The sequence below is a fragment of the Halomarina oriensis genome (genome assembly GCF_009791395.1).
GTDB classification, from domain to species: Archaea; Halobacteriota; Halobacteria; order Halobacteriales; family Haloarculaceae; genus Halomarina; species Halomarina oriensis.
On the sequence record NZ_WSZK01000002.1, the window covers coordinates 1 to 20605 of the forward strand.

General features: G+C 67.8%; 22 protein-coding genes. 9 read left to right on the top strand and 13 right to left on the bottom strand.

Annotated elements, in window-relative coordinates; translation table 11 throughout:
• Positions 1 to 251 precede the first annotated feature (251 nt).
• A complete protein-coding gene (locus tag GQS65_RS00930; RefSeq protein WP_158202799.1) occupies positions 252 to 1208 on the top strand; it encodes a ribose 1,5-bisphosphate isomerase in 957 nt (318 codons plus the stop codon).
• Positions 1209 to 1263: 55 nt separating this feature from the next.
• Here GQS65_RS00930 and GQS65_RS00935 read toward each other — a convergent pair whose 3' ends face one another.
• Positions 1264 to 1647 (bottom strand): DUF7344 domain-containing protein, encoded by a 384-nt coding sequence (locus tag GQS65_RS00935; protein ID WP_158202800.1) that lies wholly within the window; start codon positions 1645 to 1647, stop codon positions 1264 to 1266.
• A 169-nt stretch (positions 1648 to 1816) separates the two neighbouring features.
• On the opposite strand from GQS65_RS00935, the gene GQS65_RS00940 reads away from it, so the two are divergent.
• Entirely contained in the window at positions 1817 to 2686 is an 870-nt protein-coding gene (locus GQS65_RS00940; protein ID WP_158202801.1) for a carbohydrate kinase family protein, read from the top strand.
• A gap of 410 nt (positions 2687 to 3096) precedes the next feature.
• Here GQS65_RS00940 and GQS65_RS00945 read toward each other — a convergent pair whose 3' ends face one another.
• The 3 genes from GQS65_RS00945 to rbcL all read right to left on the bottom strand — a co-directional run bounded on the left by GQS65_RS00945 (position 3097) and on the right by rbcL (position 5154).
• Positions 3097 to 3276, bottom strand: coding sequence for a hypothetical protein (locus GQS65_RS00945; protein ID WP_158202802.1), 180 nt, complete (start codon positions 3274 to 3276; stop codon positions 3097 to 3099).
• A gap of 88 nt (positions 3277 to 3364) precedes the next feature.
• Positions 3365 to 3688, bottom strand: a complete 324-nt coding sequence (locus GQS65_RS00950; protein WP_158202803.1) for a hypothetical protein — start codon at positions 3686 to 3688, stop codon at positions 3365 to 3367.
• Positions 3689 to 3906: 218 nt separating this feature from the next.
• Positions 3907 to 5154, bottom strand: coding sequence for a type III ribulose-bisphosphate carboxylase (gene rbcL, locus GQS65_RS00955; RefSeq protein ID WP_158202804.1), 1248 nt, complete (start codon positions 5152 to 5154; stop codon positions 3907 to 3909).
• Positions 5155 to 5294: 140 nt separating this feature from the next.
• Between rbcL and GQS65_RS00960 the strand changes: the two genes are divergently transcribed.
• Together GQS65_RS00960 and GQS65_RS00965 are read left to right on the top strand one after the other, a co-directional pair.
• The gene (locus GQS65_RS00960) at positions 5295 to 6464 is read left to right on the top strand and encodes a poly-gamma-glutamate biosynthesis protein PgsC/CapC (protein WP_158202805.1); all 1170 of its coding nucleotides are present in this window, start codon (positions 5295 to 5297) and stop codon (positions 6462 to 6464) included.
• The gene (locus tag GQS65_RS00965; protein ID WP_199268376.1) at positions 6461 to 8128 is read left to right on the top strand and encodes a Mur ligase family CapB protein; all 1668 of its coding nucleotides are present in this window, start codon (positions 6461 to 6463) and stop codon (positions 8126 to 8128) included. The genes GQS65_RS00960 and GQS65_RS00965 overlap by 4 nt, the downstream gene beginning before the upstream one ends.
• 9 nt (positions 8129 to 8137) lie before the next feature.
• Here GQS65_RS00965 and GQS65_RS00970 read toward each other — a convergent pair whose 3' ends face one another.
• The 4 genes from GQS65_RS00970 to GQS65_RS00985 form a co-directional block, all read right to left on the bottom strand.
• Positions 8138 to 8344, bottom strand: coding sequence for a TOBE domain-containing protein (locus tag GQS65_RS00970; protein WP_158202806.1), 207 nt, complete (start codon positions 8342 to 8344; stop codon positions 8138 to 8140).
• Positions 8345 to 8402: 58 nt separating this feature from the next.
• Positions 8403 to 9254, bottom strand: coding sequence for a class I SAM-dependent methyltransferase (locus GQS65_RS00975; protein ID WP_158202807.1), 852 nt, complete (start codon positions 9252 to 9254; stop codon positions 8403 to 8405).
• Positions 9255 to 9314: 60 nt separating this feature from the next.
• A complete protein-coding gene (locus GQS65_RS00980) occupies positions 9315 to 9620 on the bottom strand; it encodes a 2Fe-2S iron-sulfur cluster-binding protein (RefSeq protein WP_368279747.1) in 306 nt (101 codons plus the stop codon).
• A 73-nt stretch (positions 9621 to 9693) separates the two neighbouring features.
• A complete protein-coding gene (locus GQS65_RS00985; protein ID WP_158202808.1) occupies positions 9694 to 11088 on the bottom strand; it encodes a selenium-binding protein SBP56-related protein in 1395 nt (464 codons plus the stop codon).
• 282 nt (positions 11089 to 11370) lie between these two features.
• Here GQS65_RS00985 and GQS65_RS00990 point away from each other — a divergent pair, with 282 nt between their 5' ends.
• Together GQS65_RS00990 and GQS65_RS00995 are read left to right on the top strand one after the other, a co-directional pair.
• Complete coding sequence (locus GQS65_RS00990; protein WP_158202809.1) at positions 11371 to 13257, top strand: S9 family peptidase; 1887 nt, start codon at positions 11371 to 11373, stop codon at positions 13255 to 13257.
• A gap of 252 nt (positions 13258 to 13509) precedes the next feature.
• On the top strand, positions 13510 to 14118 hold the full coding sequence (locus tag GQS65_RS00995) for a hypothetical protein (RefSeq protein WP_158202810.1): 609 nt from the start codon (positions 13510 to 13512) through the stop codon (positions 14116 to 14118).
• A gap of 260 nt (positions 14119 to 14378) precedes the next feature.
• On the opposite strand, the gene ndk is transcribed toward GQS65_RS00995, so the two are convergent.
• Genes ndk through rpl7ae form a run of 4 tightly spaced genes read right to left on the bottom strand, consistent with a single transcriptional unit; the run spans position 14379 to position 15908 of the window.
• Positions 14379 to 14840 carry a nucleoside-diphosphate kinase gene (gene ndk / locus GQS65_RS01000; RefSeq protein ID WP_158202811.1) on the bottom strand — a complete coding sequence of 154 codons (462 nt, stop codon included), beginning with the start codon at positions 14838 to 14840 and terminating at the stop codon, positions 14379 to 14381.
• Positions 14837 to 15319: a 50S ribosomal protein L24e gene (locus GQS65_RS01005; RefSeq protein WP_158202812.1), complete on the bottom strand. Its 483-nt coding sequence runs from the start codon at positions 15317 to 15319 to the stop codon at positions 14837 to 14839. The genes ndk and GQS65_RS01005 overlap by 4 nt, the downstream gene beginning before the upstream one ends.
• The gene (locus tag GQS65_RS01010) at positions 15320 to 15541 is read right to left on the bottom strand and encodes a 30S ribosomal protein S28e (protein ID WP_158202813.1); all 222 of its coding nucleotides are present in this window, start codon (positions 15539 to 15541) and stop codon (positions 15320 to 15322) included.
• A 4-nt stretch (positions 15542 to 15545) separates the two neighbouring features.
• A complete protein-coding gene (rpl7ae, locus tag GQS65_RS01015) occupies positions 15546 to 15908 on the bottom strand; it encodes a 50S ribosomal protein L7Ae (protein ID WP_158202814.1) in 363 nt (120 codons plus the stop codon).
• A gap of 325 nt (positions 15909 to 16233) precedes the next feature.
• Between rpl7ae and GQS65_RS01020 the strand changes: the two genes are divergently transcribed.
• Positions 16234 to 16755, top strand: a complete 522-nt coding sequence (locus GQS65_RS01020; protein WP_158202815.1) for a GNAT family N-acetyltransferase — start codon at positions 16234 to 16236, stop codon at positions 16753 to 16755.
• Positions 16756 to 16782: 27 nt separating this feature from the next.
• Here GQS65_RS01020 and GQS65_RS01025 read toward each other — a convergent pair whose 3' ends face one another.
• Positions 16783 to 17796, bottom strand: a complete 1014-nt coding sequence (locus GQS65_RS01025) for an NADP-dependent oxidoreductase (protein WP_158202816.1) — start codon at positions 17794 to 17796, stop codon at positions 16783 to 16785.
• Positions 17797 to 17910: 114 nt separating this feature from the next.
• On the opposite strand from GQS65_RS01025, the gene tmcA reads away from it, so the two are divergent.
• Both tmcA and GQS65_RS01035 read left to right on the top strand, forming a co-directional pair.
• Positions 17911 to 20115 (top strand): tRNA(Met) cytidine acetyltransferase TmcA, encoded by a 2205-nt coding sequence (tmcA, locus tag GQS65_RS01030; protein ID WP_158202817.1) that lies wholly within the window; start codon positions 17911 to 17913, stop codon positions 20113 to 20115.
• The gene (locus GQS65_RS01035) at positions 20108 to 20590 is read left to right on the top strand and encodes a DUF456 domain-containing protein (RefSeq protein WP_158202818.1); all 483 of its coding nucleotides are present in this window, start codon (positions 20108 to 20110) and stop codon (positions 20588 to 20590) included. Before tmcA ends, GQS65_RS01035 begins: the two co-directional genes overlap by 8 nt.
• Positions 20591 to 20605 lie beyond the last annotated feature (15 nt).

Consider the following 20605-nt stretch of genomic DNA (forward strand, 5'->3'; position numbering starts at 1 on the left):
GTATGGCACAAACAGTCAACGAATCGCTGCTGTTCGACTGTGGTCGGGCGTACACCGCCCGGATCGGCGCGACGACGGGACGTTCATCCTGCCGACGGCGGACGGCCGCTGTCGATGTGGGGAACGGGGCGTTCAGCGAGTTACGAGACTCCTGCGCCAAACGGCCGGGCGTCCTCGTGAGTGGTGTCGGCCCTCGGAAGCGGGTCGACGACGCGGAACAACCATTTAGGCCCCGCCGTGGTAGCGGCAGTATGGACCGCCATCCGACCGTCGAGGCGACCGCCGAGGACATCGCGTCGATGGAGATACGCGGCGCGGCGACCATCGGCGCGGCCGCGGCCGCCGCCCTCCGCGAGCAGGCGGAGTCGTCCGACGCGGAGACCCCCGAGGCGTTTCGAGCGGAACTCCGCGCGGCCGCTCGCCGCCTCCACGAGACACGACCGACCGCGGTGAGCCTCCCCAACTCGCTGCGCTACGTCCTGCGGCGGATGGACGGGACGGACGTACCGGCGCTTCGGTCGAGCGTCGTCGACGCCGCGACGGCGTTCGAGGTGCGACTCGACCGGGCACAGTCACAACTCGGGGCCATCGGGGCGAACCGACTCCAGGACGGCGACGTCGTCATGACCCACTGTCACTCGACGGACGCGCTGGCGTGTGTCGAGGCCGCCGTCGAACAGGGGAAACACGTCGAGGCCATCGTCAAGGAGACTCGCCCCCGACTCCAGGGGCACATCACGGCCCGGCAGTTGCGGGAGATGGGCGTGCCCGTCACGCTCATCGTCGACAACGCCGCCCGCCGCTATCTCGACGACGCCGACCACGTCCTCGTCGGCGCTGACGCCATCGCCGCCGACGGCAGCGTCATCAACAAGATCGGTACGTCGGGGCTGGCAGTCAACGCCCGCGAACGGGGCGTCCCCATCGTCGTCGCCGCCCAGACCATCAAACTCCACCCCGCGACGATGACCGGTCACACCGTCGAGATAGAGATGCGCGACGAACGCGAGGTCGTCGACGACGAGGAGCGGGCGACTATCGGCGGTATCGAGGTCGAGAACCCGGCGTTCGACGTGACACCGCCGCGGTACGTCGACGCCATCGTCACCGAGAGCGGGCAGTTCCCGCCGGAGAGCATCGTGACGCTGATGCGCGAACTGTTCGGCGACGGCGTCGCGGACCCGTGGCTCGACCCGGAAGAGCGCTGACGCGAGGCGTCTCGACACGCGACGGAGCGAGACGGGGGAGAACGAGCGGGGGCGGTCAGTCGAGGACGGCCGACTCGCCGGGGGAGGGGAACTCGCCGGTGTCGCAGTCGGTCGGGAGCGTGGCGAGGACGTACGAGAGGCGGTCGGTCGGTTCGACGAGGTCGTCCTCGTCGAGGGGTGCGACGAGGGCGGCCGCTTCGAGTTTCGGGAGGTGGACGTGGTGGAGTCGAATCGCCGCAGTGCGACGCTGCGCCGGGGTCACGGCGACGGTGGTCGTCTCGTTGCGCTCGGCCGCGAGGTGGTCGCTGAGCGTCGAGAGCGTCGTCGGGCCGTTCCGGTCGAGGTGACGGACGAGATACCGACGGCTCGGGTCGGCGAGCGCTACGAACGTCTCGTCGAGTCTCGATGCCGTGGCTTCGGCGTGTCCGTCCTCAGACATCAGTTACGCGCGTCAGTCGTGAACCCAACGTCATAAACACTTCGGGGGCCGGCTCGATTTCCGATGCGTCAGGGCCGGCAGACGCCCGTGAGGAGGTCCGACGGCGGGGTGGGCGGGACACCGTGGTGCCCACGGGTTTTTTCTCACCCGGCGGCCACTTTTGAGCGAGATGCGCGTCCTCTGTGCCGGCCACGTCAACTGGGACGTGACCCTTCGGGTCGACCGGTTGCCCGAACCCGACGGCGAGGTGTCGGTCGAACAGCGAGTCCAGGCCGGCGGGGGCAGTGCGGCGAACGTCGCGTGTACGCTGGCGTCGCTCGATGCGACCGTCTCGCTGTTCGGGAGCGTCGGCGACGACGAGGAGGGGTCGCTCGCACGGAACGAACTCGACGCGTTCGGTGTCGACACCGACCACGTGGTCGTCGTTCCCGGCCACGAGACGACGACGAAGTACCTCGTCGTCGACGGGTCGGGTGAGGTGATGGTGCTCTCGAACACGGGGGCGAACGAAGCGTTCACGCCCGACGACATCGACCCGGCGGTCCTCGAACGCGTCGACCACCTCCACCTGACGAGCCAGCAACCGGCGACGGCGGCGGTCCTCGCGGAACTGGCCGCCGAATCGGGCGTGAGCGTCAGTTTCGACCCCGGCCGACGCATCGCCAACCGGGACTACGGCGGGACGCTCGCGCACGTCGACGTGCTCTTTCTCAACGAGCGTGAAGCCCGCGTCCTCGAACGAGCGGCCTCGTTCGACTCGCTCGTCGCTGAGGCCACCGTCGTCAAACACGGCGGACGGGGCGCGACGGTCCACACCGAGGACGGGACGGTCGACCACGACGGCTACCCACTCGAAGCACTCGACACCACCGGGGCCGGCGACGCGTTCGCGGCCGGGTTCCTCGCCGCACGGTCGGGGGGCTACGAGCGGGCGCTGTCGGTCGCCAACGCGTGTGGTGCGATGGCGGCACTGAACGTCGGCGCACGGACGACGCCGACGCGAGACGAAGTGGAGGCGTTCCTCGCGGACCACTGCTGAGCGGGAGCGTTCGGGGAACGCCCCCTCGACGTGTAGCGAAACCCCGGAACGCCACGCTCGATGAGTGGTGTGGGAATCGAATCGCCGAGAACCGTTCGCCGGTGTCGATGGACGGAGTACGGGTCTCTCGCGGACCGGGTCTCTCGCAAAGAACACGGCCAGTTCGCCCTCACGACGGGGTCCGGTAGCTGTTCGTACGGAAGTCGGTCGGTCGTCGAGTACCCGCGTGGACGACGAACCACCGTCCCCTAATCGAGGACAGGCCCGGACGCTCCTCCGGGTCGACACCGAGAGCGTCCGGTCACGGTCGATAGACTCGCGCCACGGCCCGGACGACGACGCACTCGGAGCCTGTAGTGAACGGCCGACCTAAACACGTACTCCTCCTCTGGGGTGGTCTCCCCTATACATCAGCTGTTGGAACGGTCGACCGCGCTGATGAGCGCCTCGTACTCGTACTGGCCGTCCATGCTTCGACAGGCCCAGCCACCCTCTATCGTGAGGTCGTTCTCCACCGCCTCCCCGATGAGCGTGTCGAGCCGTCTGTAGAACTCTTCTTCCGTGGTGAGTTCGGTAGTATCTCCTGACATACTTTCGCTCGTTACTCGACTCGGAACTCCCACGAACCTAAGAGATACCTTCGGAGTCGAAATACCGTATATACCGTCCGAACGGATGTCAACTCAGTCCATCGTTCGTCGGTTCCGCTAAACGGGGAGCGTGGGTCCAACGCTGGGTAGGACCCCTCCTATCGCTTGGTGGGACCATCGCCCGACGGTACACCTCTCGTGCCGCCAAGAGACAGGAGACGACGAGTACCAGCATCGCACAGACGACCACGACACGGTACGCTGCCAGTGACCCGGCCCGAGCGAGGATGACCGCGACGGGCGACTGCCACATCTCGGACCCGACGACCAGTGACCGAACAGCCACGGAGAGGAGGGGAACGACCAGCACGACGCTGGCCCGTCGAAGCTGGCGTGGGGCCGAGGCGTTCATACGGCCGGAAGGTTCACCGTGTGGAGTAGTTTGCGTCTATCGACGTGTTCGACTCGCGGTACGGCTCTGACGGTCGCGTCACCGCTCGGGAGTGAAGCGACGCCGCCGAGAGACCCGAGGAGCGGACCGGGCGTAGCGCCCGGAGCGTCGGTGGTTCTGCTCCGATGGCTTTCGGTGGTCGAGGGCGGCTCTGTCGCGGAATCGATCCGTCTGACGCCTCAGCGTGGCGTCTCGGTGCCCCACTTGTCGATGGCGACCTGGAGTTCGGGGTGGTCGGCCGCGTACTCCTCCAGCGAGGTGCCCTCGACGGTGGCGTCGACGGCCTGTCGGAACGCCTTCGCACCGGCGTGGGTGCCGTCGGGGTGGCCGTGGACGCCGCCACCGGCCTGAACGCCGATGTTGGTCCCGACGCGCTTCACGAGTTCGGGGACGAGACCGGGGTGCAGGCCACCGGAGGCCATCGGCAGCACGTCGGTCATGCCGTAGAGGTCGCCGTAGAGCCACTCGTTGATGCCGACGGTGTCCTCGTTAGCGAGTTTCCCGAGGTCCGCCGTGCCGGTGTGAAGCTGGTCGACCCCACAGAGTCGGGATATCTGGGCGATGACGCGCATCGAGACGCCCTGGGTCTCGACACGGTCGAACGCGGCGTGCATCGCGCGGTGGGCGTGGATGGCGAGGCCGTGTTCCTCACAGCGCTCGCGGACGGCCTGGACGGCCGCCCAGCCACACGTCACGACGTCGACCATCACGTACTCACAGCCCGCTTCTGCCACCCGGTCGACGCGTTCGAGCATCGTGTTCGCATCGGCGGTGACGTTGATGAGGTAGGATTTCTTCTCGCCGGTCTCGTCCTGGGCGTCGTCACGTGCCGCGAGCGACTCGGTCAGGCGCTCGTCGAAGCGGTTGAACCCCTGGTCGGTGAGGTTCTCGTCGTCCTTCAGGAGGTCCAGCCCACCGGTCCACGCCTCGTAGCCGACCTGCACGTGCTGGTCCGTCGAGAGGCCGACCTTCGGTTTGGGGACCGTCGCGGTGATCGGGCGCTCGCCCGCGTCGAAGATGTCGTTGCGGACCGCACTGCCGAACTGTGGCCCCACGAACGACGTGGCGAGTCCCTCGGGCCACTCGCAGTCCTCCAGACGGATGCGGTCGACGGCCTTCATGCCCATGATGTTCCCGGCGATACACGAGAGCACCTGTGGCATGTTGCCCAACTCGAACAGTTCCTCGGGGTAGGCGACCCGCACGGTGTCGCCGTCGATACCGCAGGCGGTCGCGGAGAGGTCGGTGATGGTGCCGTCGACCTGTAGCTCCGCCCACGTGCCGTTGGAGGACTCGCTGGCGACACGGGAGGCCGCTGCCTCCATGTCCATGTCGCTCGCGGGGTGCACGGTGAACGTGCAGACGAGTTCCGATTCCGCCGGGTCGTAGTCGAGGTCCAGGAAGTCCTCGTAGGTAATCCCGGTCATGCCATTCGGCTTCGACCAGTGGGGTTATAAATCAGGGGGCGACACGGGGCCGCAGCGTCCGAGCACGTGTCGCCCCCGTTCAGCAACGAACCCTCCGAGTTCCGAGACGTTATCCCGAAGGAACACGACCACACCGGTAGATGCTGGTCGCAGTCCTGCTCGCGGTGCTCGGACTGGTCGGAGTCGCCGTCGTCACCCAGCGATACGGTCTCCGACTGGGAGGAACGATTACGGTCGGAGTGCTGGCCGTCTACACACTGAAGAACGTCGTCATGCTGCCCGTGTTCGTGTTGAGCACGCTCATCGCGTTCGTCGGCCTCTGGCTGTTGAAACAGCGGACGCTGCTGTACGGCCGTGACGAACTGGTCGCCGCCATCCTCATCGGGTCGGCGGTGCCGCTCGCGATCCTGCTCGCGCTCACCGGACTGGTCGGTGACCGTCTCCGGGAGGTGGTGTTCATCGGGAGCATCCTCCCCGGACTCGCGGCGTACAACTACCACCAGCTGAAACCCGAGTACCGGCTACAGGACGTCGGTGCGATGGTGGGACTCTACGCCGCGCTCCTCGTGCTGGGGTGGCTGCTCGTCAGTCCCTCGACCGTCCAGTTGCTCGGGTCGCCGACGCCGTCCGTCCTGTTCGCCGAGACGGCCGACGTCGCCGTCCTCCGGGACGCGACGGTGCCGTCGACGACCGAACCCGTCATCATCCCCCGTGCACAGGTCGTCGTCCTGCTGCTCGTCGGGATGGGTCTCGCGGAGGCCGCCCGGAGTCGGTTCGGCGTCCGCCCCGGCATCATCTCGCTGGCACTGCTGTCCGTCTACGCGCTCGTCAGCGCGTGGCTGGTCGTGCTGTACGTCGTCCTCCTGTTCGGTGCGTTCCTGTTCGTCGAACTGCTGAACCGCGAGACGCTGCTGTACGGACGCGTGCTCATCGGTCTCGGAACCGCGTTCGCCCTCGTTCTCGCGGTTCCGTTGACCGTCTACTCGCCGGTCACCCGTGGACTGTCGGCGGTGTTCGTCGCCATCCTCGCGGGCGTCAACGCCTACAACCGCCACGTCACGCCGGCGGTCGACCGCAAGACCCGGACGGCGCTCGTCGTCGCGCTGTTCGTCCCGCTGTTCCTGCTGGCACTGTTCGTCGGGGACCCGACAGCCGACGGCCTCGTGACGGCGTTGACCCTCCCGACGGGGTTCGGACTGGCCGTCCTCGGGGTGGTCGCGCTGGCGCTCACCTACGCGTTCGACGTGCCGCGACCGGACGACGAGGCGGTGTTCGAGGGGTCGGTCCTCAGCGGAGGTGACGGCGCGTGAGCGAGTCGCCCGAACCCCCGGTCGTCGACCAGCCACCCGACGAGTTCCCGACCGACGACACCGCCTTCGAGGTGTACGAACGCGGCGACGGCTGGCACTGGCGACTCGTCGACGAGGACGTCCCCCTCGCGTACGGGGCGCTCTCGCTGTCGACGCCGGCCGACGCCGCCGCGAGCGTCGACCGGGTCCGGGCGCTGGCCAGCGATACGGCCGTCGTCACGGGGCGGGCGGCGTTCGAGGTCGGTCGGACCGACACCGAGGCGTTCGACTGGCGACTCGTCGACGCCGACGAGACGGCCCTCGCCGTCGGTGTCGTCGCCCGCGACGAGGAGGCGACGGTGACGACGGACGTCGCTCGCTTCCGAGCGGCCGCCGAGACGGCGACCGTCGCGCTCAGACGCCCGCCGGAGTCACGGCGGGCCATCGACGCCGACAGCCTCGTCGTCGGCGAACGCGCCGCGCTCGGCGAGACGCTGCGGTCGGTCGGGTCGCTGTTCACCCGTGGCCGCCGACACCGGAGTCTGCTCGACAGCATCGAGAAGCGAATCGTCGTCTCGGGCATTCGCGGGAAGTCCTCGACGGTCAGACGACTGGACGACATCTTCGGTCGACGCGGGTACGACACGCTGACGAAGATAACGGGCAACCACCCCGTCACCATCCACAACGGCACCGTCGTCCCCATCGACCGCCGGGGGACGCGGACGACGCTCTACGAGAACGTCCCTCTGCTCGGGCAGTTCGGCGACTGGTTCGAGGGCAACGAGCGCGGCGACGTCGCCATCGTCGAGAACCAGGGCATCACCGAGTACACGACTCGGCTGGTCAACGAGCGGTTCGTCCGGCCACACGTCGTCGTCCTCACGAACGTCCGGCAGGACCACACCGACACGCTCGGGCCGGACCGCCAGACGCTGGCCCGGACGTTCGCCCGAACCATCCCCGAGGGGACCCACGTCGTCAGCGGCGAACAGCACCCCGTGCTCCACGACTACCTGCGTGAGGAGGTAGAGCGGCGCGGAGCGACCATCGAACAGGTCGAGGTTCCCGACCGCCATCGCGGCCTGCTGGGTGCGGAGACGGTCCACGCGCTCGACGCCGTCCTCCGTGCGTTCGACGTCCGTGGACTGAGCGACCGGCAACTCGACGCCTACCTCGACGGCGCACAACCGGAGTGGCTCGACACACCGGACGGTCGGGTGTTCAACGGCGCGGAGATAAACGACATCGAGAGCACGGAGATGATTCGCCGGGCGCTGGCGGGCGACGAGCGAGTCCTCCCGTTCGTCTACCTCCGGGCCGACCGCCGGGGACGGACGGCGTCGTTCGTCGAGTACCTGAACGTACTCGCCGACCGCGGTCGTATCGACCGGGCGCGTGTCGGCGGGGCGAACACGGGCGTCTTCGCCCGGAACGTCGACGTCCCGTGTACGACTCACGGCCGAGACGAAGACGCGGGCGCAGTGCTCGACGAGATGCTCGCGGAGGGCGACCCGGTGCTCCTGATGGGCAACACCGTCGACGAGTTCATGCGCGAGATGGAGCGAGCCATCGCCACACGCGCCGCCGACTACGACACGTTCGACGACGCGGACCCCGCGGAGACACCGACGCTCGACGTTCCCGAACCGGTCACGAGCCAGCACCTCGCGGACGACGACTGAGTTCGTCGGTCAGTTCGAGAGCAGCACGTCGCTCGCCTTCACGACCGCCGTCGTCTCGTCGCCCTCCGCGAGGCCGAGCCGTTCGACCGACCCGCTGGTGATGGTCGCCGGCGATTTCGTTGCCCCCACCGACGTCGAGGACGACTTCGGCGACCGGCCCCTCGACGTGATGCTCGTGACGGTGCCTTCGAGACGGTTGCGTGCGGACAGTGCCATCGGAGTCGTGACGGCACGCCGAGAGAGAAGCCTGCTCCGCGCCGGGCGAACACCCGCCTCACTCGGGAGCGCGAGCCTTCAGCGAGAACAGGAACGGGAGCGACGCGCCCGGTAGCTCCCAGAACCCGTCGTCTCGCTCCTCCATCCCGGCGACCTGTTCGAAGCAGGCGAACTCGTGTTCGTGGAGGAACTCGAGGTCCAGGCCGGCGTCGAGCAGCGCCGTTACGACGTCGCCCAACGGGTGGGGCCACTCGCGGGTCTCGGTGCTGGCGACGTCGGCCTCCTCGTCGGCGTAGCTCCCGTCGACGTCGTAGGTCTGTGGCCCCTCGCCGAAGTACGGCCAGTCGGAGTGGAGGCGGCCGTCACGGACGCCGACGTCCATCAGGACGTGGCTGAACGGGTGGATTTCGGCGACGTAGAACGTCCCACCGGGCGCGAGACAGTCCGCGACGACCCGCGCCCACGCCTCGACGTCGGGCAACCACGTCAACACGCCGTAGGAGGTGAACACCACGTCGAAGCCACCCGCGGGCATCGCCTCGGCGTCGGCCAGTGCCGTCGGGGCGTCGTAGACGTTCGCCTCGACGAACTGCGCGTGGTCGGAGAGGTCGGCGTCGCTGGCGAGGTTACGCGCCGTCTCGATGGCCGTCTCGGAGAAGTCGACGCCGACCACCTCCGCACCCTCGCGGGCCCACGAGAGCGTGTCCATCCCGAAGTGACACTGGAGGTGGAGCAGGCTCCGCCCGTCGACGTCGCCCAGTTCCTCGCGCTCGACCCACTGGAGCGAACTCTCGCCGCCGAGGAACCCGTCCAGGTCGTAGAACTCCGTCGTCGGGTGGAGGGCGGCGAGGTCCTCCCAGTGTGCTCGGTTGAGCGCCATCCCCTCGTCCGCACCGGATGCGTCGTCCATACTCGGCGTCTCCGGCGAGAGTGCAAATCCGTTCTGGAGCCGTGTCGGGCCACCACGGACCTACTTCCACGGGTTCGAGACGAGTTCGCGCTGGACGCTCGCGCCGACACGCAGGCGACAGTCCGACCGTGGTCGGGCGATACAACAGAGCACGTAGTCATCCTCGCGGTGGTGCGCCTTCAACGCCCGTGGCGGTCGCTCGTGGACCACCTCGCCGGCTTCCAGATGCGCGGTACAGGTCGCACACGCGCCGGTGAGACAGCCGAACGGGAGGCCGAGGTCGGCACGTTCGGCCGCGTCGAGAATCGTCTCGTCGCCCGCTACGCGAAGCGTCTCATCCTCGCCGTCGGGCCACGTCAGGACGATACGGTGAACGTCGCCATCGCCACCCGTCGCCGTCCCGTTCGCGTCGTCCGTGTCGTCCGTGTCGTCTACCACGTCACGACCAGACGTCGCTGGTGCAGTCGCCGTCGGGCCAGCGAATCTCGTGGGCACGGGCCGGTCCGTGGGGCATCTCGCCGAAGTCGACCAGGAACTCCTCGTCGAGTTCCATCGTCCCGCGCCGCGGGTCGACGTCGGCTTTCAGCATCACCGACCCCTCCGCCCCCTCGTCGGGGTAGAACTGCTCGTCCCACGAGGAGAACAGCGAGGTGGTCCAGTAGAGGCGTTCGCCGTCGAGGCTCAACTGGAGCATCTGCGGGCCGCCGTGGACCGCCCGCTCGCCCTCGATGGGGTGGCGCGGGCCGAAGTTCCCGCCCGCCCAGATTCGGTCGGCCAGTCGGGGGTTATCGGGGTCGCTGACGTCGTACATCCGGACGTCGCCGTGGAGCCAGTTCGAGAAGAACAGGTAGCGGTCGTCCATCGAGACGAGCAGGTCCGTGACGAGGCCGGGGACGGGCATGTCCCAGTCGTCGTGTTCCCGAGACTCGACGTCGATGACCTTGTCGGCGTGGTAGGTCCCATCACGTTCGTAGAAGTGGAACACGTTCGAGGAGAGCGCCGCGCCGACGAACCCGTGGGTCGAGACGGGCGAGTGCAGGAAGCGGACTTCGAGCGGAATCATCCCCTCCTCTCCCAGGTCGAGGGTCTGTTTCACCGTCCCCTCCTCCCAGTTCCAGACGTGGAGCTTCCGGCCGTAGTTGCCCGCCTCGACGTCCTCCATGTCGAAACCGGGGTAGTACGTCTTCGGTGCGGCCCACTCGCTCGATATCATCACGTTCCGCCGGGGCTGGTACCAGTAGTCGTAGTTCATCTCTATCTCGCCGGGCGGGTCCCACCGGCCCGCGATCTCGAAGTCGTCGTTCAGTTCGAGGAACCCGCCGGGCAACTCCCCGTCGGCGTCCCCGAGCATCGAGAGGACCATCTTCCCGTCGGGCACGCAGTGGACGGTGTGCGGTGCGCTCAGGTCGTACTCGAACACCTCCTCGGGTTCGATGACGTGCGCGAGTTCCGGGTTGCGTCGGTCCGTCGCGTCGACGACGTGGATGCGCGAGGAGCGCTGGCCCGGAATCACGAGGTGCTGTCGTTCGAGGCCGTCCATGTGACACGACGAGGAACAGGCGTTCCAGCCGAAGTGGTGGAGTTCGTCGCCGCGATTCGGCATCTCGACCCGGTCGACGACCTCGCAGTACGTCTCGGAGTCGGGGTCCACGTCGACGACGCCGAGGAAGTCTGGCGCGTCGACGTCCGTCCCGACGTACAATCCCATGACGTAGGCGAGTTTCTCGGGGGTCGACTCCTCGATGGCCGCCTGTGGCGTCGAGTAGCCCGGCCCGTCGTGGTGGTCGTGGTCGTGTGCGTGTGTGTCGGTGCTGGAATCGTCCGCGTCGCTCATGGTCGTCTGAGCCGTGACGGTGTGCGAACCTCACTCATCCCCTCGCGGCCACCGCTGCCGATAGCCACGACGGACCGACAGCTCCAGACCCTCCATAGCCGGAGGTCATCAGTCCTATGAGCGACAAATACTGCTACAACTCGCCGTCAACGATAGCAGCAACAACTGCTCCCTCCCCGCTCGGATAACAGTCACGTGAGCGGACCGTCCCTGTCGTGTCAAGCGGCTTACCGAACGAGGGTTCGGGAAGCACTGATAGGTGACGACACACAGGGGCAGACGATGACGGATTCAGACGTCGACGTCCTCGAGGCGCTCGCCAGCCTTCCGACGATGGCCCACCCGACGGTGTCGCCGGACGGTGACCGCGTCGCGTTCTACTACGACATCTCCGGACGCAACGAGTTACACGTCCTCGACGTCGAGACGGGCGAGCACGAACAGGTCTCCGACGGCGAGGTGCCACGGAACGCACGCTGGGGGACGGAGTGGAGCGCGGACGGCGACCAGGTGTACTTCCACCTCGACGACGACGGCAACGAACAGAACGACGTCTGGGCGTTCGACCTCGACTCCCGAAGCGCGGAACCGGTCGTCGAACTCGACGGCCAGACCTCCCTGAGCGACGTGAGCGACGATGGGGAACGGCTCCTCCTCGGCTCGACACGCGACGGGCAGATGAACGTCTACAGCCACGACCTGACCACCGACGAGACGACGAAACTCACCGACTACGAGCGGGCGGCGGCCAGCGGGACCTTCTCACCCGACGGTGAGCGCATCGCCTACGCGACCAACGAGTCCGACGACTTCGGGAACGTGGACGTCTACGTCGCCGACGCCGACGGGTCGAACCCCCGGAACCTCCACGTCGGGGAGGACGGTGCGGAGGCCGGCCCCGCCGACTGGCACGACGACGGCCGGCGACTGCTCGTCTCCGACAACACGGAGGACCTCTCGCGCTGTGGCGTCTACGACCTCGACACCGACGAAGTGACGTGGTTCGGTGACCTGACCGCGGAAGAACAGCCCGCACGCTTCCTCGACGAGGACCGGTTCCTCGCGGTCCGGACCCGCGACGCGGCCGCCGTCCCCGTCGTCTACGACCTCGAGACGGGCGAAGGCGAGGAGTTCGACGTCCCCGAAGGCGTCGCCTCCAGCATCGGCGGCACCGGCCTCCTCGACGACGGCCGGGTCCCCATCAACCTCACCACGCCGAACCGACGTCCGGAACTGCTCGCGTACGACCTCGACTCCGGCGAGACGGAGACCCTCGTCGACGCGGAGTACGGCCCGTTCGAACGGGAGGACTTCGCCGACGCGGAGTACTTCACCTTCGAGAGCTTCGACGTTGCCGAGCAAAGCTCGGCAGGCAGCCAGACGCAGTCTGGCGACGGGCTCGAAATCGGCGCACTGCTCTACGACTCGGGCCAGCGCCCGTCGCCGCTCATCGTCAACCCACACGGCGGGCCGCGTGCGGCCGACTACAAGTCGTTCGGCCTCTACACGCAGTTCCTCGTCTCGCGGGGCTACTCCGTCCTGCAGGTCAACTACCGCGGCTCGACCGGTCGTGGGAAGACGTTCGTCGACCTGCTGAAGATGGACTGGGGCGGCGGCGAACAGCGCGACATCGCCGAGGCGACCGAACTCGTCAGCGACTACGACTGGATAGACGACGACCGCGTGGTCGTCTTCGGTGGCTCCTACGGCGGCTACAGCGCCTACTGCCAGACGACGATGCACCCGGAGCTCTACGATGCCGGCATCGCCTGGATCGGCGTCACCGACCTCGTCGACATGTACGAGAACACGATGCCCCACTTCCGGACCGAACTGATGGAGAAGTACCTCGGCACGCCCGAGGAGAACCCCGACCTCTACCACGACCGCTCGCCGGTCCACCACGCCGAGCACCTCGACTGCCCCCTGCTGATGGTCCACGGCGTCAACGACCGCCGCGTCCCCGTCAGTCAGGCCCGCATCTTCCGTGACCGACTGGAGGAACTGGGCTTCGAGGAGGGTGAGGACGACGACTACGAGTACGTCGAACTCGGCGAGGAGGGCCACGCCTCCTCGGACATCGACCAGAAGATTCGCCTGTTCGAGATTCTCGACGACTTCTTGGAGCGGCGGGTCGGGACGACCGTCGAGTCGCTAGCCGACGACTAAGCACCCACCTTTTGTACCCGACCGGGGGTTCGCTCGCGTTGCTCGCTCACCCCCGGAGGGCAAAAGCTGGATCAAAAGGATTTCTCGCGGACTTCGCCACGGCAAGCCGTGGCTCCGTCCGCTCGTCACCCCGCTCTCTCGCTTCGTCGCCGGCGGCGTTGCCGCCGGCTTCCAGCGAGACGGCGAAGCCGTCTCGCGTTGCTCGTTCCCGGTACAATTCACAGTGGTTCCGCACCGCGTGGATTGCCGGTAATGTTAGACGCGTGCCGCGAGTGTATCTGTCACCTGAAGATACTTACCTCAGTAGTCATCACGGAAATTGTGCCGTTCAGACGAGAAGTTCTCCGTTTGATTGGAGCCGCGAGCGTTGTTGGCTTAGCTGGTTGTTCGAGTGGTCAAACCACCTCTGGGACAGTTGCGACCAAGACTGTCACCATCGGCGTGCCGACCGACGATGAAACTGTTTTTGACGTCGTGGCCGCTGTACTCACCTACGAACCAGAAGAACGACTGGTGACGGGGGAGTACCCGGATATCCTCTCCGGAATCTTCCAGAGCCACTCGATGGCTGTTACCGAACAGGTACACGAACGGGTGAGCAGTCAATACTCGTACGTTCACTACAACACGAACATCGTTCCAGACGATGGGTCCGAACCGGCGAACGGACGTGTGTCCCGGTCCATTTTCAACACTCTTTCAGTCGGGGGGACAGCCACCGTCGACCCGTACATGAAATCCGTCGACGAGGACCACTCCGTCGGGTTTCTCCGCGTAGATTCGACGTCACCGTTGGAACAGCCACCAAATGAAACGACGGTGAACACCTACAGCTGGGAAGCACGCGTCGACGACGTATAAGACTCGATAGCCCCACGCCCTCTGTCTAACAGCTGAATCAACCAACAAATTGTGAAATAAAGCACGGCTGCAAGATAATCGAGCGACCGCTCATAGGCCGTGCGAACCGGAGAGAATCCGAAGGAACTGCTACGTTGCTCCTCACGGCGTTCGCCGTTCGGATGACGCGATTCTCAGTCGCTTCCGCTCCCTTCTGAAAGACTCGCTACACTCGTCTTCTGTGCTCCCACTCGCTCTTCTCGCGGGAGTTCAGAATCGCGCTACTCGTAGAGCCAGGTTTCGTCGATACGCTCGTAGTCGACCAGTTCCTCGTCGTCGAAGAACAGGTCGATCTCGCGCGCTGCCGAGCCCTCCTCGGTGTCCGAGCCGTGGATGACGTTGCGCCCGAGGTCGAGACCGTAGTCGCCGCGGATGGTGCCGGGGTCCGCTTCGAGCGGGTCCGTCGCGCCCATCATGCGGCGGCCCTGCGCGACCGCGTCCTGGCCCTCCCAGACCATCGCGAGGACGGGACCGGACGTGATGAACGCCGTCAGGTCGTCGAAGAACGGCTTGTCCTCGTGTTCGGCGTAGTGCTGTTCGGCGAGGTCCTGACTGATCTGCACGAACTTCGCGCCGACCAGCTTCAGCCCGCGCTCTTCGAACCGGGAGACGATGTCGCCGGCGAGTCCGCGCTGGACACCGTCGGGCTTGACCATCAGGAAGGTTCGCTCGTGGTCACTCATTCCTCGTCGTCCTCCTCGTCGTCGGAGTTCTCGTCAGCAGCCTCGGCCTCGGCCGATTCGAGGTCGGGGGCGCTGTCGGACTCCTCGTCCTCGTCGAGGTCCTCGACATCGCTGCCTTCGATGGCGTCCTCGTCACCGGGACGCTGCTCGCCGGTCGTTCCCTCGGGTTTCGTTTCGTCGACACCCTCGGTGTCGTCCGGTTCCTCGTCGAGTCCCTCGGCCTCGTCGGACTCCGGTTCGTCCATCTCGGTCGAGCCTTCGTCGGCGACCTGCTGTGCCTGCTGACCGCGGTTGGCGGCACGCGCACGGCGGCCGGCCTCGGTCCACTCCAGGTCACGAGCCTCACGGCCCATGAGGTAGTTCTTCTCGGCCTTCGAGTTCACGAAGTGCAGGACGCTGCCGTCGTTCTTGACGTACATGACGCCCGTACCGGGTTCGATCTCTTCGCCCGTGTAGTCACAGGTTCGGTTGGCTGGCATCTACTGACCTCCGATGGAGTCTGCCTCGCGGGCGGTCTCGCGCAGCTGCAGCACGTCGCCGACGCGGACCGGCCCGAGGACGTTTCGCGCGATGATGCGACCCTGGTTCTCGCCCTCGCGGATGCGACACTTGACCTGCATGGCTTCACCGTGCATGCCGGTCTTGCCGACGATTTCGACGACCTCGGCGGACGTCGCACCGCTCTCTTCTTCGGCGCTCATCGCTTTAGTTCAGCTCCTCGAGCTTGTCGGCGATGTCCTCGACGTCTGCCGCGGCCTCGCCGGCGTCGACGATGGCGGCGGCGGCCGAGCCGACTTCGAGACCGGCGGCGTGGCCGATGTCGTCCTGCGTCTCGACGAACAGGTACGGGATGTCCTTCTCCGAGGAGAGCTCGGGGATGTGCATCACGACCTCTTCGGGCGAGACGTCTTCGGCGACGAAGACGAGCAGCGCGTTGCCTCGCTCGATGGCTTTGGTGGTCTCGTTCGTTCCCTTCTTGACGGAGCCGGTGTCCCGCGCGACCTGAAGCGCCTCGACGGCGTCGTCCTCGAGGTCGGCCGGAACGTCGAAATCTACGTATACTGGCATGATTGGATCAACCTCCCACGCGGTGGCTCGCGCCCCCTCCGCCTCGGTGCGAGTGGATACACACGACCGCTCGACACCTACCGGCGCGTACCGGCGAAAGTCCCTGGCTGGGGGCATCATCAACCCCACGCGGGTTGTACCCCGACGTTTCTGTGGAGAGCATAAAAGGGCTTCCGAACGCGTCCGTCCGTGTGTCGCCCCCACACGGCCCCTCCGAGCAGTTCTCGACGACGACGGTCACGGAACGATGAGTACGTCGCGGGCACCACGGCGTCCCTCACGTCATCGACGAGACAGCGATCCGCTCGCGCGTCCACCCGAAAGAGTGACCGACACGGCGTTTCTCTCCGGTGCGGTCGTCGACCTCCAGCCCGTCGACGAGGCGGACGTGGCGTTCCTCACCGAACAGGTCAACGACCCGCGGGTCTGGCAGTCCCTCGGACTGGCCGCCCCCGTGAACGACCAGCAGGGCGAGCAGTGGTTCGGAGGACACGTCTCCGACGACGCCAGCGTCGACTTCCTCGTCGTCGCCGGCGGTGACCCGGTCGGGACCGTCGACGCCTTCGACCTCGACGAGCGGAACGGCCACGCGACGCTCGGCTGCTGGCTCGCCCCACAGTTCCACGACGAGGGCGACGGCACGGACGCGACGAGGACGATGCTACGATACCTCTTCGACCACCGACGACTGCGGACGGTCGCCGCGTCCGTCTTCGCGTTCAACGACTCCTCGGTCGGTGCGCTCGAAGCCGCGGGGATGCACCGCGTCGGGACGCTCCCCGACTGGGAGTTCGTCGACGGCCGGGTCCACGACACCCACATCTACGCGGTGACCGCCGAAACGTGACAGTGAGCGACCAGTATCGAGGACGGTTCAGTCGCGTTCGGCGACCTGTACGACCTGTTTCCCGACGTTGACGCCGTCGAACAGGCCGAGGAACGCGTCGGGGGCGTTCTCCAGTCCCTCCGTAGTCGTCTCTCGGTACTGGACCGTCCCGTCCCCGACCCACCGGGCGAGCCGTTCGGTCGCCTCGTCGAACCGGTCCTCGTAGTCGCTGACGAGGACGCCCTCGACGCGGGCACGCGTCTGGATGAGCTGTGTGAGTTTCCGTGGCCCCGTCGGGACCTCCGTCGCGTTGTAGAGCGCGATCTGCCCGCAGACGACGACCCGCGAGCGGACGTTCAGCTCTCGGAAGACGGCGTCGGTGACGGGACCGCCGACGTTGTCGAAGTAGACGTCGACGCCGTCCGGCGCGGCCTCGCGCAGTGCGCCGTGCACGTCGTCTTCCTTGTAGTTGAGAGCCGCGTCGAACCCCAGTTCGTCGGTCAGCCACTCCGTCTTCTCCGGTGCGCCGGCCACGCCGACGACGCGACAGCCGGCTTCCTTCGCTATCTGGCCCACCACGGAGCCGACCGCGCCCGCGCCACCCGAGACGACCACGGTGTCGCCCGGTTTCGGCTCGCCGACGTCGAGCAGGCCGAAGTACGCCGTCCGGCCGGGCATCCCGAGGACGCCGAGCGCCGTCGAGACGGGGGCGACGTCCGGGTCGACGCCGACGAGTCGGTGGCCCCCGGCGACGCTGTAGTCCGCCCAGTGGAGGTTGCCGGTGACGACGTCGCCCTCGCTCCAGCGCGGGTGGTTCGACTCGACGACCTCGCCGACGACACCGGCCTGCATCGGGTCGCCGACCTCCCACGGGTCGGCGTAGCTCTCCGCATCACGCATCCGGCCGCGCATGTACGGGTCGACGGACATGTACAGCGTCCGGACGAGCACCTCGTCGTCTCCCGGTTCGGGGACGTCGCGCTCGACGAACTCGAAGCTCTCCTCGTCGGGACGGCCGTCCGGTCGCTGTGCGAGCAGCCACGTGCGGTTGGTGTCGCGCATGGGCAGTAGTCGTGGCCCGGCCACCTTACCGTGTCGACGGCGACACCGACGGCGACGCTGACGCCGACACACCGCGACCGCAGGACGCAAGCCCGCTCGCAGCACAGCAGGAGCATGCTCGGTTCGCTCGCCCGCGACCTCCGCACCGAAGCCCACCGTGCGAACGAGCGGCGCGTGCTCTGTCTCGCGGGCGACGGCGACCCCGAACCGTCGCTCCGGGAGGTCCTCGACGCCGCCTCACTCGACACTGCCGACACCGTCCTGCTCGGCCACCGCGACCTCGCCGCCGTGACGCGACACGAACCACGACGGGCCGGGGCGCTGCTCGGGACGACCCACGACTGCGTCGTCGTCGACCTGCGCGACGAGTGCCGGCCCAACGCGCTCGGCCGGGCCGTCGGTGCCGTCGACGGCGGCGGCCTCCTCGTCGTCCTGACACCGCCACTGGACGACTGGCCGCGTCGGCGCGACCGGTTCGACGAGACGCTCGCCGTCCCGCCCGACACGCTCGACGACGTGGCGGGGAACGTCCGACGGCGACTCGTCACCCTGCTCCGCGACCACCGGGGCGTCGCGGTCGTGGACCTCGACGCGGGGACGGTCGAACACGACGGACTGACCGACCCCGCTCCCGTTCGGCGGTCGCCGCCACCGGACCCGCCGGCGGAGCACGCGTTCCCCCGCGTCGCCTACGACTCGTGTCTCACCGCCGACCAGGTCGAGACCGTCCGTGCGTTCGAGTCGCTCCGGGACCCGAACACCGCGGTCGTCTGCACGGCCGACCGAGGACGCGGGAAGTCCAGCGCGGCCGGCCTCGCGGCGGGCGCGCTCGCCGCGGCCGGCCGGGACGTGCTCGTCACCGCCGGCGACCGGCGGGGTGCGGGCGAACTGTTCGCCCGCGCTCGGGAGGTGCTCGATGCGCTCGGCACGCTCGCCGACGACGGTACGGACACCGTCCGCGCGAGCGACGGCGGCCGCGTGCGGTTCGCCGACCCCGCCGTCGCCACCGACCTGCCCGAGGACCCGGACGTCGTGTTCGTCGACGAGGCCGCCGGCCTCCCCGTCGACCTCCTCGCCGCCTTCCTCGGGCGCGTCCCGGTCGGCTACGCGACGACGCTCCACGGCTACGAGGGCGCAGGGCGAGGCTTCGCCGTTCGCTTCCGCGACCGACTCGCCGCGGCCGCCGACGACGTGACCGAGGTGACGATGGCCGACCCGATTCGGTACGCCGCCACCGACCCCGTCGAACCGTGGGCCTTCCGGGCGCTCCTCCTCGACGCGAGTCCCCCGGTCGAACCGCTGGTCGTCGACGCGACACCCGAATCGGTCGAGTACGTCGCGCCGTCACCCACCGACCTGCTCGCGGACGAACACCTGCTTCGGGAGGCGTTCGGCCTGCTCGTCCTCGCACACTACAGGACCGAACCCGACGACCTGGCCCGGTTGCTGGACGCGCCGAACCTCTCGACGCGCCTGCTGACTCACGACGGTCACGCCGTCGCCGTCGCGCTGGTCGCCCGCGAGGGCGGCCTCGACACCGAGGCCTGCGAGGCGGTCTACCGGGAGGGTCGAATCCAGGGGAACATGCTTCCGGACCTCATGACGGGCCAACTGCGCGACCCCGACGCCGCCGGGCCGGTCGGCCGGCGCGTCGTCCGCATCGCGGTCCACCCGCAGGTCCAGTCGCGCGGTCTCGGGAGTCGACTGCTCGACGAACTCCACACCGAGTACGCGGACGCCGACTGGTTCGGGACGAGTTTCGGGGCGACGCCACGCCTGCTCGACTTCTGGTACGAGAACGGCTACCGGCCCGTCCACCTCTCGGCGACACGCAACGCGACGAGCGGCGAGCACTCCGCGGCGCTCCTGCGTGGGGACTCACCGCTCGTCGACCGTCACACCGGCTGGTTCCGCGAGCGGGTGGGTGACGTGCTGGCGGACACGCTCCGGGACCTGCCGGTCGACGTGGTCCGACGAGCGCTCGCGGCGAGCGAGTTCACACCACCGGACCTGACCGACCGCGAGTGGCGATTGGTCGCGGCGGCCGCCTACGGCCCCGGCCAGTTCGATATGCATCCCGGCCCGTTCCGGCGACTCGCGCTCGCGGCGCTCACGGACTCGACGCTGGCCCTGTCGGCCGACGGCGAGCGCCTGCTCGTCCGGCGTGTCCTCCAACTCCACGACTGGGAGGCCGTCGCCGACGAACTCGGCTACTACAGTGCGAGCGGTGCACGTCGTGAACTCGGGCGAACCCTCCAGTCGCTCGCGGAAAGCTACGGGACTAAGGCGGCCCACGACGAACGCGACCGGTATGGTTGAACCGTTGGGGTGGCTCGCGCTGGGACTGCTGGTGCTCGCCGTCGCAGGGGCGTTTCTCCCGTTGCTCCCCGGTGCGTTGCTCTCGCTGACCGGCATCCTGCTGTACTGGTTCTCGACGGGGTACACCGACCCGTCGACGGCGGTGGTCGTCGTGCTCTCGCTGGTCGCGCTCGGGACCGCCGCCGTCGACTACTTCGGCGGCGCGCTCGCGGCGAGAGCCGGTGGAGCGTCGACACTCAGTACGCTCCTCGCGTCCGTCGTCGGCGTCGTCCTGTTGTTCGTCACCGGCCCGGTCGGCCTCATCCTCGGCGTCGCGGGAACGGTGTTCGCCGCCGAGTACTGGCGCAACCGGGACGCGACCGAGAGCGCACAGGCGACGCTCTACGCCGTCGTCGGCATCCTCGCCTCGACGGTCGCACAGGTGCTGGTGACCCTCTCACTGCTCGTGGCGATGCTCGTCGTGGCGTTCGGGTAGGCAGACAGGCGACGC

What these genes read in the sequence shown, in the direction of transcription:
- GQS65_RS00930 (WP_158202799.1), top strand. Translation starts at nt 252, where the DNA reads ATGGACCGCCATCCGACCGTCGAGGCGACCGCCGAGGACATCGCGTCG.
- GQS65_RS00935 (WP_158202800.1), bottom strand. Translation starts at nt 1,647, where the DNA reads ATGTCTGAGGACGGACACGCCGAAGCCACGGCATCGAGACTCGACGAG.
- GQS65_RS00940 (WP_158202801.1), top strand. Translation starts at nt 1,817, where the DNA reads ATGCGCGTCCTCTGTGCCGGCCACGTCAACTGGGACGTGACCCTTCGG.
- GQS65_RS00945 (WP_158202802.1), bottom strand. Translation starts at nt 3,276, where the DNA reads ATGTCAGGAGATACTACCGAACTCACCACGGAAGAAGAGTTCTACAGA.
- GQS65_RS00950 (WP_158202803.1), bottom strand. Translation starts at nt 3,688, where the DNA reads ATGAACGCCTCGGCCCCACGCCAGCTTCGACGGGCCAGCGTCGTGCTG.
- rbcL (WP_158202804.1), bottom strand. Translation starts at nt 5,154, where the DNA reads ATGACCGGGATTACCTACGAGGACTTCCTGGACCTCGACTACGACCCG.
- GQS65_RS00960 (WP_158202805.1), top strand. Translation starts at nt 5,295, where the DNA reads ATGCTGGTCGCAGTCCTGCTCGCGGTGCTCGGACTGGTCGGAGTCGCC.
- GQS65_RS00970 (WP_158202806.1), bottom strand. Translation starts at nt 8,344, where the DNA reads ATGGCACTGTCCGCACGCAACCGTCTCGAAGGCACCGTCACGAGCATC.
- GQS65_RS00975 (WP_158202807.1), bottom strand. Translation starts at nt 9,254, where the DNA reads ATGGACGACGCATCCGGTGCGGACGAGGGGATGGCGCTCAACCGAGCA.
- GQS65_RS00985 (WP_158202808.1), bottom strand. Translation starts at nt 11,088, where the DNA reads ATGAGCGACGCGGACGATTCCAGCACCGACACACACGCACACGACCAC.
- GQS65_RS00990 (WP_158202809.1), top strand. Translation starts at nt 11,371, where the DNA reads ATGACGGATTCAGACGTCGACGTCCTCGAGGCGCTCGCCAGCCTTCCG.
- GQS65_RS00995 (WP_158202810.1), top strand. Translation starts at nt 13,510, where the DNA reads ATGTTAGACGCGTGCCGCGAGTGTATCTGTCACCTGAAGATACTTACC.
- ndk (WP_158202811.1), bottom strand. Translation starts at nt 14,840, where the DNA reads ATGAGTGACCACGAGCGAACCTTCCTGATGGTCAAGCCCGACGGTGTC.
- GQS65_RS01005 (WP_158202812.1), bottom strand. Translation starts at nt 15,319, where the DNA reads ATGCCAGCCAACCGAACCTGTGACTACACGGGCGAAGAGATCGAACCC.
- GQS65_RS01010 (WP_158202813.1), bottom strand. Translation starts at nt 15,541, where the DNA reads ATGAGCGCCGAAGAAGAGAGCGGTGCGACGTCCGCCGAGGTCGTCGAA.
- rpl7ae (WP_158202814.1), bottom strand. Translation starts at nt 15,908, where the DNA reads ATGCCAGTATACGTAGATTTCGACGTTCCGGCCGACCTCGAGGACGAC.
- GQS65_RS01025 (WP_158202816.1), bottom strand. Translation starts at nt 17,796, where the DNA reads ATGCGCGACACCAACCGCACGTGGCTGCTCGCACAGCGACCGGACGGC.
- tmcA (WP_158202817.1), top strand. Translation starts at nt 17,911, where the DNA reads ATGCTCGGTTCGCTCGCCCGCGACCTCCGCACCGAAGCCCACCGTGCG.
- GQS65_RS01035 (WP_158202818.1), top strand. Translation starts at nt 20,108, where the DNA reads ATGGTTGAACCGTTGGGGTGGCTCGCGCTGGGACTGCTGGTGCTCGCC.